Origin of the sequence: Brucella anthropi, assembly GCF_046630315.1 — a bacterium.
In the GTDB taxonomy this organism is placed as follows: Bacteria; Pseudomonadota; Alphaproteobacteria; order Rhizobiales; family Rhizobiaceae; genus Brucella; species Brucella anthropi_A.
In genome coordinates this window covers 117,788-133,605 of the sequence record NZ_LQBD01000036.1, presented here as the reverse complement: position 1 = coordinate 133,605, position 15,818 = coordinate 117,788, and the positions used below count along the sequence as shown (strand labels likewise).

Here is a 15,818-nt window from a genome sequence, read left to right as displayed (position 1 = left end):
AAAAAATTCCCGGTTTTATTCAGCTTCCGAGCGCCACCGCAACATTGACGGCAGCGGCGACCAGCACGGTGTTGAAGAAAAAGGAGACGATGCTGTGCAGCAGCGTGACCTTGCGCATGGCAGGCGTCGTGACACTGGTGTCGGAGGTTTGCGCCGTCATGCCGATGACATAGGCGAAATAGGCAAAATCCCAGCCCGATGGTTCCGGCGTTCCGGGAAAGTCGAACCCGCCGCGATAGCGGCTTGCATGTTTGGGGTCGCCGCCTGCGGGCTCTTCCGGTTGCCAGTAGACATGCGCGTAATGGATGGCGGTCAGCATATGAATGGTGAACCAGCCGAGCGGCACGGAAGCAAGCGTCATCACCAGCGAGAATGTGTTGGTCTTCTGCTCGCCGTTGATGAGAATGAACAGCGAGGCGATTGCGACGATGACGGTTGCAAATGTCACCAGAAAGATGATCGGAACGGGTTCGTCAGCACTTGCCGCGTGCTTTTTCAGAAAGCCTGCGGTGAGCTTCGGCAGGACGGAAGCCGCCAGCGCCAGATAGATCACGAAGAAGCAGTTGGCCCCGATGACCGGGGCGAGCGGGCTTTTCAGGAACCAGGCGATGACGAATGCCGTGACGCCACCGAAGGCGCCGATATAGAAGGACATATGGCGGCGCAGCAGAAACATCAGACAACCGTTCCCCTTGGTTCCAATCGCATATCGACATGCGCAATGCCGTCTTCGAGATATTCGTCCGAAATCGCCACGAAGCCGAACGAGCGATAAAATTTCTGCAAATGGCTCTGCCCGCCCAGTTCGATCGCCGTGCCCGGAAAGCGGCCTTGCGCGAATTCGATGGCCTCCTGCATCAGGCGCTGGCCGAGCTTGTAGCCGCGATAATCCGGCGCCACGACCACGCGCCCGATCTTGACCGGCTTGCCGTCCTGTTCCGGCGGTAGAACGCGCAGACAGGCTGCAAGTTCCTCGCCGTCGAGAATGCGCAGGTGAAACGCGCCGATATCCTTGCCGTCGATCTCCGGGTAGGGGCATTTCTGCTCGACCACGAAGACATCCACGCGCAGTTTCAGCATCGCATAAAGCGCGCGCGGGGTCAGGCCGTCAATGTCGTCCCATCGGGAAACGAAACGCTTTTCGGTCATCAGTACACAACCACCGAACGGATCGATTTGCCTTCATGCATCAGGTCGAAGGCGGTGTTGATCTCATCGAGTGGCATGGTGTGGGTGATGAGATCGTCGATATTGATCTTGCCTTCCATGTACCAGTCCACGATCTTCGGCACGTCGGTGCGCCCGCGCGCGCCGCCGAAAGCGGTGCCTTTCCAGACCCGGCCCGTGACGAGCTGGAACGGGCGGGTGGCGATTTCCTTGCCGGCTTCGGCCACGCCGATGATGATCGATTCGCCCCAGCCGCGATGGCAGCATTCCAGCGCCTGACGCATCACGTCGGTATTACCCGTGGCGTCGAAGGAATAGTCCGCCCCGCCATCGGTCAGGTCCTGGATGGCCTGCACCACCTTGTCATTGCCGATCTCGCGCGGGTTGATGAAGTCGGTCATGCCGAATTTTTTCGCCATTTCGACCTTGGCCGGATTGATGTCCACGCCGATGATCCTGTCGGCGCCAACCATGCGCGCGCCCTGAATGACATTGAGGCCGATGCCGCCGAGGCCGAACACCACCACATTCGAGCCGGGACGAACCTTGGCCGTGTAGATCACGGCGCCGATGCCCGTGGTGACACCGCAGCCGATATAGCAGATCTTGTCGAAAGGCGCGTCCTCGCGCACCTTGGCGACGGCGATTTCCGGCAGGACGGTGAAGTTCGAGAAGGTCGAGCAGCCCATATAATGGAACACTTCGCCGCCATCGCAGGAAAAGCGCGAGGTTTTGTCGGGCATCAGGCCCTGGCCCTGCGTCGACCGGATGGCGGTGCACAGGTTCGAGCGCTGCGACAGGCAGGTTTTGCACTGGCGGCATTCGGGCGTGTAGAGCGGGATGACATGGTCGCCCGGCTTGACCGATGTTACGCCCGCGCCAACTTCGCGCACGATGCCCGCACCCTCATGGCCGAGGATGGCCGGGAACTTGCCTTCCGAATCGAGGCCCGAAAGAGTGTAGGCATCGGTATGGCAAACACCCGTCGCCATGATTTCGACCAGCACTTCGCCCGCCTTCGGCCCGCCGATCTCGACGGTTTCGATGGTGAGCGGCTTCCTTGCCTCCCAGGCAACGGCTGCGCGTGACTTCATGGCGATGTTTCCCTTCCAGTTGTGTGTTGCGCGCCTATTTCAGATAGGTGCGCAAAATCCGCATGATTTCATCGATCTGTGCATCGGGATCGTCTTTTTGCGCCATGGTTTCGCGCGCATGTCCGAAAGTCTCGCGAAAATGGCTTTCCAGCACTTCGGCCATCAACCCGTTGGCAGCACCCCGCAATGCGGCGATCTGCTGGAGAAGCGCCGCGCATTCCGTCCCCGCTTCCACCGCGCGTTCCAGCGCTTCGGCCTGCCCCCTGATACGGCGCAGGCGCGTCAGGGCGCGCTTCTTGTCTTCCGGCGAATGCGGCATGGATTCTCCCGATTTTCACGAAGCCTAAATACTCTGGGGGAGTATGTCAATCGGCCCGGAACGGCTGGACAATTCCCCGCCGCTCATGCAAACCGCCAGGGCGTTCAATGCAAAAGATGGAAAGCCCTTGACGAGCCTGCCCGATCTTCCCGTGACACGAATTCTGCCTCAGCTTGATGAGGCATTGGCGCTTCACGCAAGCGCGGTCCTTGTCGCGCCGCCCGGCGCGGGCAAGACGACGCTGGTGCCGCTCCATATGCTGGGTGCGGACTGGCGCGGGGAGGGCATGATCGTGCTTCTGGAACCAAGGCGGCTTGCTGCCCGCGCCGCAGCCCGCCGCATGGCGCAGCTTCTGGGGGAGGAGCCGGGCGAAACGGTCGGCTACCGGATGCGCCTTGAAAGCAGGGTGTCGGGCAAAACCAGAATCCTCGTCGTCACCGAGGGCGTCTTTGCGCGCATGATCCTCGATGATCCTGACCTGAAGGGTGTCGCCGCCGTTCTCTTCGATGAGTTCCATGAACGCAGCCTCGACGCCGATTTCGGATTGGCGCTGGCGCTCGACGTGCAGGCGGCATTGCGCGATGACCTCAAGATACTCGTCATGTCGGCAACGCTCGATGGCGCGCGCGTGGCCTCGCTTCTTGGCGATGCGCCGGTCATCGAGAGCGAGGGCCGCGCCTATCCGGTCGATATCCGCTATCGCGACCGCAAGGCGGATGAGCGGATCGAGGATGCGATGGCGCGGGCGATCCGCGATGCGCTGGCGGACGAGACGGGCAGTATTCTGGCCTTCCTGCCGGGGCAGGGCGAGATCGAACGCACGGTGCGGCTTCTGCAAGACAGGCTGCCGGCCAATGTCCTGCTCGCGCCGCTTTATGGCGCGATGGAAGGCGGCGCGCAGGATGCGGCGATCAGGCCCGCGCCTGCGGGCAAGCGCAAGATCGTGCTGGCGACCGCGATTGCCGAAACATCGATCACCATCGATGGCGTGCGCGTGGTGATCGACAGCGGGCTCGCCCGCCTGCCGAAATATGAACCGGCCACCGGCCTCACCCGGCTTGAAACCGTGCGGACGTCGCGCGCAAGTGCCGATCAGCGTGCGGGCCGTGCCGGGCGAACCGAACCCGGTGTCGCGATCCGCCTCTGGCATCAGGGCCAGACGGCGTCGCTTCCCGCCTTTTCGCCGCCGGAAATTCTGGAGGCTGACCTGTCCGGCCTTGTGCTTGATGCCGCGGCATGGGGGGTGACCGATCCTGCGACGCTCAATTTTCTCGACAAGCCGCCGAAACCGGCCCTCGCCGAAGCGAAGACCCTTTTGCATCGGCTGGGCGCGCTGGATGAGGCTGGCCGTCTGACGCCGGATGGTGAGGCAATGCGCTCGCTCGCTCTCCCGGCGCGGCTGGCCCATATGGTGGCGGAAGCCGCCAGGCGCGGCGAGGCAGAGGCCGCAGCCGAACTGGCCGTGCTTTTGACCGAGCGCGGGCTTGGCGGCAACGATATCGATCTTGAAACCCGTCTTTCGCGCTTTCGCGGTGATCGCTCTGACCGGGCGCAGCGTGCCAGGGGGCTGGCGAAGCGCCTCGCGGCCAATCTGCGCAATCAGGGTGCGCCTGCCGGTTCGGGCGTGGGACGCCTGTTGATCGATGCCTATCCGGACCGCATCGCCAAGGCGCGCGGGGCAACGGGACAGTTCCTGCTCGCCAATGGGCGCGGCGGCGAAGTCGAGCCCGCCGTCAGCCTTAGCCGCGCGCCATGGCTGGTGGTGGCCGATATGTCCGGCAAGGCGGGCCGCGCCCGCATTCTGTCGGCGGCGGAAACCTCTGAATCCGAAATCCGCGCCGCGCTTGGCGACCGGATCGAAAGCGGCAAGCTGGTCGTCTATGACCCGGAAAAGAACGCCCTGCGGGCGCGCGAAGCCGTGCGCATCGGCATGATCGCGCTTTCGGAAAAGCCGCTTGCCGCTCCCTCCGGTGCCGCCGCCGACGAAGGTGTGATTGCGGCCTTGCGCGAGCATGGGCTTTCCATCCTGCCATGGAACAGGGAAGCCGAAATCCTGCGCTGCCGGCTTGGCTGGCTTCATCGCGGCCTCGGCGATCCATGGCCGTCGATGGAAGACGAAACGCTTCTGGACCGGCTTGAAGACTGGCTCTTGCCCTTCCTGACGGGCGAGGCCCAGCTCGACCGCGTTCCGGGGCACGTGCTGAAAAACGGCCTGATGAGCCTTGTGCCGTTTGATTTGCAGCGCAGCGTCGACCAGCTTGCGCCGACCCATTTCGCGGTGCCGACCGGCTCGCATATTCCCATCCGCTATGACGCTGATGAGCCGGTACTGGCCGTCCGTGTGCAGGAATTGTTCGGCCTCGCCACGCATCCTTCCATCGCCAATGGCACGGTGCCGCTTTTGCTGGAGCTTCTCTCTCCTGCCCATCGCCCGATCCAGATCACGCGCGATCTTCCCGGCTTCTGGAAAGGCTCATGGGCCGATGTGCGTTCCGACATGCGCGGGCGTTATCCGAAACATGTCTGGCCGGAAGACCCGGCCAATGCGCAAGCCACCCGCCGCGCCAAGCCGCGCGGGACGTAAATTCGGCCTGCGACCGGATAACGCAGTTTCGCTTGCATTCCTGTCCGGGCTTGCCTCATAAGAGGCCCTGACGAGGGACCCCATGCACGCAGAATTCGAGAATCGCGCTTCCAATCTTTCGCGCCGCCCGCGGCTGACCACCTTGATACGTGTGCGCTGGCTGGCGATTGCCGGCCAGACGGCGGCCGTCATGCTGGTGGCGCTCTATCTGCAATTCCCTTTTGCCGTCGGCATCTGCTTTGCGCTGATCGCCTGCTCGGCCTGGCTCAATCTTTATCTCGCCTTTCGCTTTCCGACCAATCATCGGCTCAATCCGGCCGCTGCAAGCCTGGTGCTGGCCTTCGATATTCTGCAACTGGCAGGGCTGTTGTACCTCACGGGCGGGCTGCAAAATCCTTTCATCATCTTGATGATCGTGCCCGTCATCATCTCGGCGACCTCACTTTCCGCGCGCCATACGCTGGTGCTTGCCCTGCTGGTCGTCGTCTGCACGTCGGTGCTTGTCGTCCGGCATGAACCGCTGCCCTGGTATCCGGGCGAAACTCTGGACCTGCCATTCCTGTTTGTGATCGGCATCTGGTGCGCCATCATTTCGGCGCTCGGCTTCACCGGGGTCTATGCCTATCGCATCGCCGAGGAGGCCCGCCAATTGGGCGACGCATTGAGTGCCGCCGAACTCATTCTCCAGCGCGAACAGCATCTGTCGGCACTGGACGGGCTGGCCGCTGCGGCTGCCCATGAGCTTGGCACGCCGCTGGCAACGATTGCGCTGGTGGTGAAGGAAATGCAGCGCGCCCGCACCACCGATACGAGCCTTGCCGAAGACATTGCCCTGCTTCACTCCCAGACGCAGCGCTGCCGTGAGATTCTCCAGCGGCTGACCAGCCTTTCCTCGGAGGGCGAGGAACATATGTCGCGCCTGCCGCTGTCCTCGCTGATCGAAGAGGTCATCGCGCCGCACCGCAACTTCGGCATCACCATCGACGTGCACAAAACGGAAGGCCCGAAACCGGAGCCCGTCACCCGACGCAATCCCGGCCTGCTTTACGGCCTCGGCAATCTGGTGGAAAATGCCGTCGATTTTGCACGCGATACGGTCAGCGTCACCTGGGGCTGGACCGAAGGGCATGTGAGCGTGACCATTCAGGACGATGGTGACGGATTCAAACCGGAAATCCTCGACCGCATCGGCGAGCCCTATATGACGAGCCGCGATCAGACCCGCAATGGCGGCGGAGGCCTTGGCCTTGGCCTGTTCATCGCCAAAACATTGCTGGAACGCTCCGGCGCGCAGATCACCTTCCGCAATCGCAACAATCCGGGTCAGGGCGCGGAGGTCAAGGTGGTCTGGCCGCGCTCGGCCTTTACATCGGGCTGAAGCGGGCTTTTCGGCAAACACATGATTATCCTATCAAATCCTTGTGTCCACATTTCAGAATATTCTTGAAATACAAAGGCTTGCGCCCGCCTTACTGTGAGGCGAGCGCTTAAATTGCTTCAACAATTCAATGGCTATTTGACTTTTTGACGCAGGGGTATCAATAAGGAAAGAAAAATACAGGCAGGAAGCACCCCATGGACGACTTGAAGCAGGAAGACACCGAAGCCATAGGCAACGATCCGACCCTCCTTCTGGTTGATGATGACAAGCCTTTCTTGCAGCGCCTTGCCCGCGCCATGGAGAGCCGGGGTTTTCAGGTCACGATTGCGGAATCGGTTGAGGAAGGCATTGCCGCTGCCAAGGCCGCCGCGCCGGCCTATGCTGTCGTGGACATGCGGCTCGGCGATGGCAACGGTCTCGACATCATCGAGGCTATTCGCTCGCGCCGCGCCGATACGCGCGCCATCGTTCTCACCGGATATGGCAATATCGCAACCGCGGTGAATGCGGTTAAGCTTGGCGCCATCGATTATCTGTCGAAGCCTGCGGATGCGGATGAGGTCTTCGCGGCCCTGACCCGCCGTCCGGGTGAAAAGGTTGCGCCGCCGGAAAATCCGATGTCCGCCGACCGAGTGCGCTGGGAACATATCCAGCGTGTCTATGAAATGTGCGAGCGCAACGTTTCCGAGACTGCACGTCGCCTCAACATGCATCGCCGCACCTTGCAGCGCATTCTGGCGAAGCGCGCGCCACGCTGAAATCAATCAATCGATTTCGGCATCCGGCACATCAAGACCGGCAAGTTCGGCGATTGTCAGGCGCGCTGCGCCCGCGCGCGCAAAGCGCAACATCAGCGCCTTTCGCGTGGCGCCGGGCAATTTATGCTCCGGCGCGTCGCGCAGGATCTCCGCGCCATAGCCATCAGAGAGAATGAAGCCGCATTCTTGCGGAAATATTTCGCGCGGCACCGCCGGATGGGTGGCAAAGAACAGCCGGTCGCAATAAGCGCGATAATCGGGCCATTTGCGGTCTGCTTTCCAGTCTTCGACCGATGATTTGATTTCCACGATCCAGATTTCCCCCTTGCGGCTGACCGCGATCAGGTCGGCGCGCCTGCCGGAGGCCAGCGGAAGTTCCGGCAATGTGGCAAGTCCCATTTCCAGAAAGAGACGCTGCACGCCGCGCCGCACCAGCATGGCGTTCTCCGACTGTCGGCCATCGGAAAGAGGATGGGTCTGGTTGGGAATCACGATTGGCATGGGCGTAGTGTGTGCGTGGATTTGGATTGAAACAATCGGAAAACCAGAAAGCCTGTCACGAAAACTGCGGCAGCCTGACGAAACATGGCCAAAAAATGTCATATTCAAGGAATTTTCAATTTACGGTTAACGCCTGGTTAACAATACTGCCCCATCTTCAGCAGGAATTGAGCGATTCGCTTCTATCTTCGGCTATCACGGTTCCATTGACGGAATGAACCAATGTGGGGGGAATGCATGAATTCTCGCGTCCTGAAATTGACGGCGGCCCTTTTTCTGGCAGGCGCATTGGCCGGCTGCTCGACCGCAGGCGGTCCTTTCTATACCGCTTCCTATTCTTCGGTCACTGATGCCGGCTATGTCGTTCCGGCCATTCCGAGCGAAAAGATACCCGCGCAATATCGCCGCCAGGTCGTCAAATATCCGACGGATGAAAAGCCTGGCACCATCATCGTCGATACGCGGGAAAAGTATCTTTATCTCATCATGCCGGAAGGCAAGGCCATGCGGTACGGTATTGGTGTTGGCCGCCAAGGCTTCGAATGGTCCGGCACGGCCCGCGTCGCCATGAAGCGGGAATGGCCGACCTGGACGCCGCCTTCCGCGATGATCAAGCGCCAGCCGGAATTGGCCAAATATCGCAATGGCATGGACCCCGGCTTGCGCAATCCGCTTGGCGCCCGCGCGCTCTATCTCTTCAACAAGGGCGGCGACACGGGCTATCGCCTGCACGGCACGCCGGAATGGTGGTCCATCGGCAAGGCAATGTCTTCCGGCTGCATCCGCCTCATGAACCAGGATATCATGGATCTTTACGATCGCACCGAGCAGGGTGCCAAGGTTATCGTGAAGCAATAAGGATATGAAAAAGGCCGCTTGAAGCGGCCTCAGGCTGCTGACAAACCTCCGGCAGGGTCAAAATGGCCTCAGATTCACGGAACGTCACAGATTCAAAACGTGAACAGATCGGAATCAAAGCCCCTCGTTTTTGATTGCGGCCAAAAATCGAGGGGTTTGTCATCAATCTGAGGCCGCTTGAAGCGGCCTTTTTCCTTATAAATCTGAGTGAGATCAGATCTGTTCGACCTGCTGCACTTCCGGCACGAAATGGCGCAGAAGATTCTGGATGCCATGCTTCAAGGTTGCCGTTGAGGACGGGCAACCGGAGCAGGCGCCCTTCATATTGAGGAATACGGTGCCATTTTCAAAACCACGGAACGTGATGTCGCCGCCATCCTGCGCAACGGCCGGGCGAACGCGGGTTTCGATCAGTTCCTTGATGATTTCGACGGTTTCGGCGTCAGCTTCATCGAAAAATTCTTCCTCGCCATGCGCGGCGGCGGCATCTGCATTGCTGTTGCCGGCCATTGCAGGCGCGCCCGACATGAAATGTTCCATGATCGTGCCGAGAATGGCGGGTTTCAGATGCTGCCACTCGCCGTCTTCCTTGGTGACGGTGATGAAGTCATAGCCGAAGAAAACACCCGTCACGCCCGGAACCGAAAAGAGCTTGGCTGCAAGCGGCGACGTGTTGCCAGCGGTGGAGGCATCGCGAAAATCGGCGGTGCCTTCCGGCATCACGACCTTGCCGGGAAGAAACTTCAGGGTCGCCGGGTTGGGCGTGGTTTCAGTCTGGATGAACATGCCAGTTGTCCCGCTTTCAGATTTTGGAACGATTTTCGTAAGCGCAGATCCAAATGGACGCAAGTGCAGTCCCGATCTTACGCGTATCAGTTGCCATCAATATAGGATGATTAGGTCACGGCATCAATGTCGTCGTCGCTCATGCCCGCCGGAATGACCGTCACCGGGATCGGGAATTGCGCGCGCCCCGCCAGCGATTGCACGAGGGGGCCGGGGCCTTCCTTGCCCGAACCGGCAGCCAGAACCAGAATGGCGATGTCTTGATCTTCCTCGATGAGACAGATGAGTTCTTCGGCGGTCTGGCCTTCGCGGATGCTGGTTTCCGGCTCGATTCCCTGATCGGCACGCACGCTTGCGGCGAATTTTTCCAGCGCTGCCCGGGCGCGATCCTGGGCTTCGGAGCGCATGATTTCGCCCACGCCCAGAATTTGCTGGAAGTCCGAGTCATCGATCACGAAAAGCAGGATGAGCGAGCCGCCCGTGTTTTTTGCACGGCGCGCGGCATAGGCGACGGCGCGCCCGCATTCGGGTGTTTCGTCGATGACGGCAAGAAACTTGCGGCGGTGGCCGGCTTCCCGGCTAAGTCGTTTTGATACCATGGCCGCAATTTGCCATCGGGATTGATCGTCTGCAAGCTGACATTTGACAGGGGCCGACAGATCGAAACCTGATCCAGAAATGAAAAGGGCGACAGAAAAACTGCCGCCCTTTTGATAATTGCGAAGTTTAGTTCTGCAACCAGCCAACGATATCGCGAACGTGACGCATGGTCTGTTCCGCAATCACGCCAGCCCGGTCGCCGCCGTCGCGCAGAACGCTGTCGATATGGGCGGGATCGGCAACCAGCCGACGCATCTCATGAGTGATCGGCGAAAGCTTCGCCACCGCCAGATCGGCGAGCGATGCCTTGAATTCGGAAAACTGGCGTCCGCCGAATTCGTTGAGCACATCTTTCTTCGTCCGAGAGGCAAGGGCTGCATAGATGCCAACCAGATTATCGGCTTCCGGGCGACCGGCGAGGCCGTCAATCTCCGTGGGCAGACCATCGGAATCGGTCTTGGCCTTGCGGATTTTCTTGGTGATCGTGTCTTCGTCATCGATCAGATTGATGCGCGACAGGTCGGAAGGATCGGATTTCGACATCTTTTTGGTGCCGTCGCGCAGAGACATGATGCGCATGGCGGGACCGGAAATCATCGGTTCGGTCATCGGGAAGAAGCCCGAAACCTGCTCGTCGCCCACCTGCATATCCACGCCGATGCCAAGCGCGGCGATCCGGTCGGAATAGTCATTGTTGAATTTCTGCGCGATGTCGCGGGTCAGTTCCAGATGCTGCTTCTGGTCTTCGCCGACCGGTACGGCGGTGGCGCGATAAAGCAGGATGTCGGCGGCCATCAGGCTCGGATAGGCGAAAAGACCGAGCGAAGCATTCTCGCGGTCCTTGCCTGCCTTGTCCTTGAACTGGGTCATGCGGCTCATCCAGCCGATGCGCGCGATGCAGTTGAACACCCAGGCCAATTCCGCATGCTGCATGACGCGGCTCTGGTTGAAGACGATGCTCTTCTTCGGGTCGATGCCGGCGGCAAGGAAAGCCGCGGTGACTTCGCGGGTTGACTGCATCAGTTCAGCCGGATCGGGCGAAATGGTGAGCGCGTGCATGTCCACGACGCAATAGATGCATTCCTGCGTCTCCTGAACTTCGACCCACCGCTTGATCGCCCCGAGATAATTGCCGAGGTGAAGATTTCCGGTTGGTTGGACGCCGGAGAAGACAAGCGGTTTGAACGTGCTCATGATCGTTTCCTAAAAAAGTTAGCCCCGCCGGTGGAGAGCGGGGATTTTGAATGCTGGTCTTTTCGCAGAGACGAAGCCGCCTTTCAAGCTTGAATTATTGCTCGCTTTCAGGGGCTTTCTTTGCCGCGCCGCGCTTGATGTTACGGCGGATCATTCCGGTATTGGCGCCGCCGAGACCGAAGGCAAAGCCGAAATAGACCACCATTGCGGCAATGACGATTGCGGCGACGGTGCCCGCGCGCATGACAAGCGGGGCCGCGGAGGAAAGCGCATAGGCGAAATGGCCGATGGCATAGTGAATGCCGAATGCCATGATCGCGGCGGCGATGAGAAGGCGCGGTATGCGGGTGAGCAGCGGAATATCCTGTCCCCAATGGCCGCGCTTCACCAGCGTCGCGAAAAGCAGGACGGCATTGACCCAGCCCGCGACGATTTCAGCCGTGGCGATGCCGGTCGGGCCGAAATGCGGGAAAAGCGTGATGGCGAGCGAGACATTCACTGCCACCGAAATGGCGGCGAAGATCATCGGCGTGCGGGTATCCTCACGGGCGAAGAAGCCGGGAATGAAAGCCTTGATCAGCACGAAAGCGGGCAGGCCGAGGCCGTAGATGGCCAGAATATTGGAGACGACGAGCGTTGAATCCGGGCTGAACTTGCCGCGTTCGAACAAGAGCCGCACGATGGGTTCAGACATGACCAGAAGTGCGGCGGCGGCTGGCAAGGTCAGGAACAGGGTAAACTCGACCGAGCGGTTCTGGAGGTTCGAGGCTTCCTTCATATGGCCGCCGCGCAGCGCGCGCGACAGTTCGGGCAGAAGCACGGTCGCCACCGCAATGCCGACGACGCCGAGCGGAAGCTGATAGATGCGGTCGGCATAGACAAGCGAGGATACCGCGCCTTCCATGCCCGACGCGATATTGGTGTTGATGAGCAGGTTGATCTGCGTGATGCCACCGGTGATTGCCGCCGGCAGCGCCAGAACCAGAAGCCGTTTGACATTTGGGGTGAGGCGGGGACGGCGAAACCCGATCTTGATGCCTGCATTGCGCACGGCGATCCAGACGATGGCAAGCTGCACCAGGCCTGCGGCCATCACGCCCCAGGAAAGGCCGTAGCCAACGGCAAGCGCGTCGTAGCCGCGCCACCAGGCAACGGCGAGAACCCCGATCAGAATGATATTGAGGAACACCGGGGCAATGGCCGCCGCGAAATAGCGGTGCAGCGAATTGAGCATTCCGCCCATCATCGCGGCAAGCGACATGCAGGCGAGATAGGGGAACATGATGACGGCGAGGCGCACCGTATTGTCGAACTTCACCGGATCGTCGGTGAAACCCGGCGCGATGACGGTGCGCACGATGAAGGGCATGGAAAGTTCCATCACGATGGTCAGGAACAGAAGCACGGTGAAAAGCACGCCGAACACTTCTTCTGAAAAACGGCGTGCACCATCCATGCCGTTCTTTTCGATTTCCTTGGCAAAAAGCGGCACGAAGGCGGAATTGAACGCGCCTTCGGCAAAGAGCCTGCGGAATGTGTTCGGGAAGCGGAAGGCTGCATTGAAGGCATCGGCCACCGGGCCGGTGCCGAGAGCCGCCGCCATGAACATCTCGCGCGTGAAGCCGAAAATGCGGCTCATCAGCGTGCCCGACGCGACCGTGGCGAACTTTTTGACCAAACTCATCGACTGAAAAACCTATGCTGCGGCCTGCGACGAGCGGCCGTTTGTCCTGCTGCCATTTTCCCCGCTCAGAACACCAAGCAGCTTGCGCCTGATATTGCCCTGGCGGGTGGCGTTTGAAATCTTGTGGCCCACGAGATCCGTCACGTAAAAACTGTCGATCACCTTCTCGCCGAAGGTGGTGATGTGGGCCGATGCAATATCCAGCGAAAGGTCGGAAATAAGGCCGGTCAGCTCTGAAAGCAGGCCGGGCCGGTCCAGGCCTTCCACTTCGATGACGGTAAACTTGTTGGAAAGTGTGTTGTTGATCTCGACGCGCGGCTCCACCTTGAAGGCCTTGGCGGCTTTCTTCGGCTTGGTGCGCCTGGCCAGCACATCGGGCAGATGCGCCTTGCCGGACAAAACATCCTCGATAACCTTGCCGACGCGCTCCGCCCGGCGGCGTTCGTCATCGTCGGTGTCGAATTCGCGGCTGATGAGAATGGTGTCGAGCGCCCGCCCGTCGCCGGTGGTGAAAATCTGCGCGTCGACGATGTTGGCCCCGGCGGCCGCGCAGGCGCCGGTGATGATCGACAACAGACGCGGATGGTCCGGTGCCAGCACCGTGATTTCTGTCACGGCCTCGAATGTATGCGGCTTGGCCATGGTGGCCAGAGCGCGCTCGTTGCGGTCGGCTTCGCGGATGAAATGGGCGTGCCGGACCTGATCCTCAAGGCTCACCGTCAGGAAATAATTGGTGTAGTGAAGCGCCAGATAGGCGTCGCGCTTGTCCTGCGGCCAGTCGGAAAGCCGTTCGGCCAGTGCATGGCGGGCCTGATGGTCGCGGTCGGCGCGGGACAGTTCCGAAAAGCCGCCGGTCAGGACCAGTTCGGTTTCGTAGAAGAGCGTGCGCAGAAGCTGGCCCTTCCAGCCATTCCACACGCCGGGACCAACCGCCTTGATGTCGCAGACGGTCAGGATCAGCAGAAGCTTCAGCCGCTCCATGGTCTGCACCGTGTCGGCAAAATCGATGATGGTCTTCCGGTCGTTGAGATCGCGCGACTGTGCCACCATGCTCATGGTCAGATGCTCGCGCACCAGCCATTCGACGGTTTCGGTTTCGGATGGTGTCAGGCCGAAACGCGGCCCAAGCCTGCGGGCGATGCGGGCGCCGGCAACCGAATGGTCTTCCGGGCGGCCCTTGGCGATATCGTGCAGGAGCAGCGCCACATAAAGCAGGTTGCGGTCGCGTTTGACTGTGGTGATGAGATGGTTGGAAAGCGGATGTTCGTTTTCCATCTCGCCATGCTCGATTTCCGACAGCACGGCGATGCACCGCAACAGATGCTCGTCCACCGTGTAGTGGTGATACATGTTGAACTGCATCATGGCGACGATCTTGCCGAAATCGGGAATGAACTTTCCAAGCACGCCGGATTCGTTCATGCGGCGCAGAATGAGTTCGGGATTGCGCGGTGACGTCAGGATTTCGAGGAAGAGCCTGTTGGCTTCGGGATTTTCCCGCAGATCGGCATTGATGAGTTTCAAGGAGCGGGTAAGGCTCTGCATCGCCTCGGGGTGAAATTCCAGCCCGTGCTTGTCGGCCAGATGGAAGAGACGGATGATATTGACCGGGTCTTCCTTGAAAACCTCCGGTCGCGCAATGTTGATGCGGTGATTTTCCGAAACGAAATCGCTGTTCTGCGAAAGCTTGCGCTTGCGCCGCGAGAAAGTGAGAAAGATGCGGTTGAAGCCCGGCACATGCTTTGCCTGCTGCTCCTCTAGCGCGGCACAGATGATGCGGGTGAGATCGCCCACATCCTTCGCCACGAGGAAGTAATGCTTCATGAAGCGTTCGACATAGTTCTGGCCGGGATGCGCCGTATAGCCAAGGCGTTCGGCGATTTCAGGCTGTATGTTGAAGGAAAGCCGTTCTTCGGCCTTGAGCGTCGCAAAATGCATGTGGCATCGCACCGCCCAGAGAAAATCTTCCGCCTTGTTGAACAGTTTCAGTTCGGCCCGTGACAGAACGCCGAGCTTGACCAGCTCCTCCTTGCTCTTGACCCGGTAGAAATATTTGGTGATCCAGAACAGCGTGTGCAGGTCGCGCTGGCCGCCCTTGCCTTCCTTGACGTTCGGCTCCACCAGATAGCGGGTTTCGCCTGCCTTGCGGTGGCGCTGGTCGCGTTCGGCAAGCTTGGCCTGGATGAATTCCGGGCCGGTATCCTTGACGATTTCCTCATCGAAGCGGGTGACAAGCGTTTTGAAAAGCTCGCGATTGCCGGTGAGAAACCGCGCATCGAGAATTGCCGTGCGGATCGTCATGTCTTCGCGCGAAAGACGAATGCATTCATCAATGTTGCGGGTGGAATGGCCAACTTTCAGCCCCATGTCCCACAGCATATAGAGCATATATTCCACCACCTGCTCGCCCCAGGGGGTCTGCTTGTAGGGCAGCAGAAACAGGAGATCGATATCCGACCCCGGCGCCAGTCCGCCGCGTCCATAACCGCCGACGGCGATGATGGCCATGTTTTCGGCTTTCGACGGATTGACCATCGGATAGGCTTTGGTGGTGGCGAATTCGAACAGCGCCTCGATCAGCGTATCCATGAGAAAGGAAAGCCGTTTGGCGCACAGCGTGCCGCCGCCATCCTTCATCAGCATGGCTTCCGCATTGGCGCGCCCGCGCACAAGGGCATCCTTCAGCGCCTGAAGCACCACTTTGCGCACGGTCGAACTCGTGTAGCTTTCGTCCGCGGAATCCGCCAGTTCATGGAGCTTGCGGCGCAGCGTCTCGGGATTGACGATCTCTTCCAGCTTAAGGTCGTGGGCGCTCATGCGGCATGTGGATCCGGTTTGCGGAGAAAGGACAGTGGGCAGCCTATCCTATAGCCGCTTTTATGGAGGATGAAT

General features: G+C 60.2%; 15 protein-coding genes. 4 read left to right on the top strand and 11 right to left on the bottom strand.

The window, feature by feature from the left end; all coding sequences use genetic code 11:
* Positions 1-19 precede the first annotated feature (19 nt).
* The 4 genes from AVM02_RS16500 to AVM02_RS16485 are packed head-to-tail and all read right to left on the bottom strand — an operon-like array spanning position 20 to position 2,580.
* Complete coding sequence (locus AVM02_RS16500) at positions 20-676, bottom strand: DUF1345 domain-containing protein (RefSeq protein ID WP_411507999.1); 657 nt, start codon at positions 674-676, stop codon at positions 20-22.
* Positions 676-1,149, bottom strand: a complete 474-nt coding sequence (locus AVM02_RS16495) for a GNAT family N-acetyltransferase (RefSeq protein WP_411507998.1) — start codon at positions 1,147-1,149, stop codon at positions 676-678. The genes AVM02_RS16500 and AVM02_RS16495 overlap by 1 nt, the downstream gene beginning before the upstream one ends.
* The gene (locus tag AVM02_RS16490; RefSeq protein ID WP_411507997.1) at positions 1,149-2,261 is read right to left on the bottom strand and encodes an S-(hydroxymethyl)glutathione dehydrogenase/class III alcohol dehydrogenase; all 1,113 of its coding nucleotides are present in this window, start codon (positions 2,259-2,261) and stop codon (positions 1,149-1,151) included. The genes AVM02_RS16495 and AVM02_RS16490 overlap by 1 nt, the downstream gene beginning before the upstream one ends.
* A gap of 34 nt (positions 2,262-2,295) precedes the next feature.
* Positions 2,296-2,580, bottom strand: a complete 285-nt coding sequence (locus AVM02_RS16485; RefSeq protein ID WP_411507996.1) for a metal/formaldehyde-sensitive transcriptional repressor — start codon at positions 2,578-2,580, stop codon at positions 2,296-2,298.
* A 127-nt stretch (positions 2,581-2,707) separates the two neighbouring features.
* Here AVM02_RS16485 and hrpB point away from each other — a divergent pair, with 127 nt between their 5' ends.
* From hrpB to regA, 3 genes are all read left to right on the top strand, one after another.
* Entirely contained in the window at positions 2,708-5,164 is a 2,457-nt protein-coding gene (gene hrpB, locus AVM02_RS16480; RefSeq protein ID WP_411508061.1) for an ATP-dependent helicase HrpB, read from the top strand.
* 82 nt (positions 5,165-5,246) lie between these two features.
* Positions 5,247-6,542: an ActS/PrrB/RegB family redox-sensitive histidine kinase gene (locus tag AVM02_RS16475; RefSeq protein WP_411507995.1), complete on the top strand. Its 1,296-nt coding sequence runs from the start codon at positions 5,247-5,249 to the stop codon at positions 6,540-6,542.
* A 197-nt stretch (positions 6,543-6,739) separates the two neighbouring features.
* Complete coding sequence (gene regA, locus AVM02_RS16470) at positions 6,740-7,303, top strand: global response regulator transcription factor RegA (protein WP_125300544.1); 564 nt, start codon at positions 6,740-6,742, stop codon at positions 7,301-7,303.
* Positions 7,304-7,309: 6 nt separating this feature from the next.
* On the opposite strand, the gene AVM02_RS16465 is transcribed toward regA, so the two are convergent.
* Complete coding sequence (locus tag AVM02_RS16465) at positions 7,310-7,804, bottom strand: MmcB family DNA repair protein (RefSeq protein WP_411507994.1); 495 nt, start codon at positions 7,802-7,804, stop codon at positions 7,310-7,312.
* Positions 7,805-8,041: 237 nt separating this feature from the next.
* Here AVM02_RS16465 and AVM02_RS16460 point away from each other — a divergent pair, with 237 nt between their 5' ends.
* Positions 8,042-8,662 carry a L,D-transpeptidase gene (locus AVM02_RS16460; RefSeq protein ID WP_411507993.1) on the top strand — a complete coding sequence of 207 codons (621 nt, stop codon included), beginning with the start codon at positions 8,042-8,044 and terminating at the stop codon, positions 8,660-8,662.
* Here the strand turns inward: AVM02_RS16460 and AVM02_RS16455 are convergent.
* The 6 genes from AVM02_RS16455 to AVM02_RS16430 all read right to left on the bottom strand — a co-directional run bounded on the left by AVM02_RS16455 (position 8,646) and on the right by AVM02_RS16430 (position 15,743).
* Positions 8,646-8,825, bottom strand: coding sequence for a hypothetical protein (locus tag AVM02_RS16455; RefSeq protein WP_411507992.1), 180 nt, complete (start codon positions 8,823-8,825; stop codon positions 8,646-8,648). The genes AVM02_RS16460 and AVM02_RS16455 overlap by 17 nt on opposite strands.
* Positions 8,826-8,875: 50 nt before the next feature.
* A complete protein-coding gene (locus AVM02_RS16450; protein WP_010657988.1) occupies positions 8,876-9,448 on the bottom strand; it encodes a NifU family protein in 573 nt (190 codons plus the stop codon).
* A 110-nt stretch (positions 9,449-9,558) separates the two neighbouring features.
* Positions 9,559-10,047 (bottom strand): universal stress protein, encoded by a 489-nt coding sequence (locus tag AVM02_RS16445; RefSeq protein ID WP_411507991.1) that lies wholly within the window; start codon positions 10,045-10,047, stop codon positions 9,559-9,561.
* Between the two features lie 127 nt (positions 10,048-10,174).
* Positions 10,175-11,242, bottom strand: a complete 1,068-nt coding sequence (gene trpS, locus AVM02_RS16440) for a tryptophan--tRNA ligase (protein WP_411507990.1) — start codon at positions 11,240-11,242, stop codon at positions 10,175-10,177.
* 94 nt (positions 11,243-11,336) lie between these two features.
* Entirely contained in the window at positions 11,337-12,926 is a 1,590-nt protein-coding gene (gene murJ / locus AVM02_RS16435) for a murein biosynthesis integral membrane protein MurJ (protein WP_411507989.1), read from the bottom strand.
* 12 nt (positions 12,927-12,938) lie between these two features.
* A complete protein-coding gene (locus AVM02_RS16430; RefSeq protein WP_411507988.1) occupies positions 12,939-15,743 on the bottom strand; it encodes a [protein-PII] uridylyltransferase in 2,805 nt (934 codons plus the stop codon).
* Between the last annotated feature and the right edge of the window lie 75 nt (positions 15,744-15,818).